General features: G+C 69.5%; 1 protein-coding gene. It reads right to left on the bottom strand.

What is annotated here, in order from left to right; genetic code table 11:
• Positions 1-604: YDG domain-containing protein (locus ACFSC3_RS06930; RefSeq protein ID WP_380939690.1), on the bottom strand; the 604-nt coding region annotated here is incomplete at both ends.

The following is a 604-nucleotide window of genomic DNA, read 5'->3' as shown; positions in this document are numbered from 1 at the left end:
CGGCGACGCTGCCGCCGGTCAGCGTGGCGCTGACACCCCCGTCATACACCTTGTCCTGCGCGATTGCGCCGGTGACGGCCAGCATGGCACGCGCGATGTCGGCGGTCAGGCCGTTCGGCTGAGCGAGGTCGTAGTTGGCGGCATCGGCACCCGACAGCGTGTAGCCGGTCGCGGTGACCGCCTTGCCCGTACCCGCGGCCTTGTCGGCGAAGGTGCCGGTCGCGTTGGCGGCGTCGAGGGTCACCGTGTCGCTGCCCAGCGCAGCGACGCTGCCGCCGGTCACCGTGGCGCTGACGCTGCCGTCATAGACCTTGTTCTGTGCGGCAGCGCCGGTGACGGTCAGGACGGCGCGGGTGATATCCGCGGTCAGGCTGGTCGGCTGGGTGAGGGTATAGTTGCCCGCATCCGCCCCCGTCAGCGCATAGCCCGATACCGTGACGGACTTGCCCGTGCCGGCGTTCTTGTCGGCAAAGGCCGCCGTACCCTGGGTCAGCGTCACCACGTCCGAACCGAACGCGGTGATGGTGCCGCCGGTCAGCGTCGCTTGCGTGGTGCCGTCATAAACCTTGTTCTGGGCGGTGAGGCCACTGACGGCTACCGTGGC

The organism is Sphingomonas floccifaciens, assembly GCF_042681125.1.
GTDB classification, from domain to species: domain Bacteria; phylum Pseudomonadota; class Alphaproteobacteria; order Sphingomonadales; family Sphingomonadaceae; genus Sphingomonas; species Sphingomonas floccifaciens.
Note: the sequence above shows the minus strand (reverse complement) of the source record. Positions and strands in the feature narration are given on the sequence as shown.